Origin of the sequence: Brucella tritici (genome assembly GCF_902825325.1) — a bacterium.
In the GTDB taxonomy this organism is placed as follows: Bacteria; Pseudomonadota; Alphaproteobacteria; order Rhizobiales; family Rhizobiaceae; genus Brucella.
This window is the reverse complement of the sequence record NZ_CADEAR010000080.1, coordinates 1-399: the sequence shown is the minus strand read 5'-3', so window position 1 is coordinate 399 and position 399 is coordinate 1. Positions and strand designations below refer to the sequence as shown.

Sequence of the window (399 nt, the reverse complement as noted above, 5' to 3'; positions counted from 1 at the left end):
GTCACCCCGTCGGTGCAGATCCGGCAGGCATATTTTGGACGCACTGTAACGATGACACGCAACTGCGCCGGCACGATGTCCAGCCGCTCGCTGCGGTCTTCACCGATCTTGTGCATGACACCACAGCCGCAGGGGCAAATCAGGCTGTCCGGTTCGATGACTTCTTCGATACGCGGCAATGTAGCAGGCAAATTGCCGATGGTGCGTCTGGATGCGGGTCTGGTCGTTCCGTCGCCCGCTTTGGCGGTACGCGTTTCCTTCTCTGCCTCGACCTCCGCCAGCGCGATAGACAAATCCTCGAACGCCAGCTGCCGCTCGTCTTCTGACAGCTTTTCCGACCGTTTTCCATGCAAGGCGTGGTTCAGTTCGGCGATCAGATGCTCTTGCCGCCGGGTGATG

General features: G+C 59.9%; 1 protein-coding gene. It reads right to left on the bottom strand.

The window, feature by feature from the left end; all coding sequences use genetic code 11:
* The coding region (locus HWX93_RS22750; RefSeq protein ID WP_176038823.1) for an IS66 family transposase zinc-finger binding domain-containing protein at positions 1-399 on the bottom strand (399 nt) is incomplete at both ends.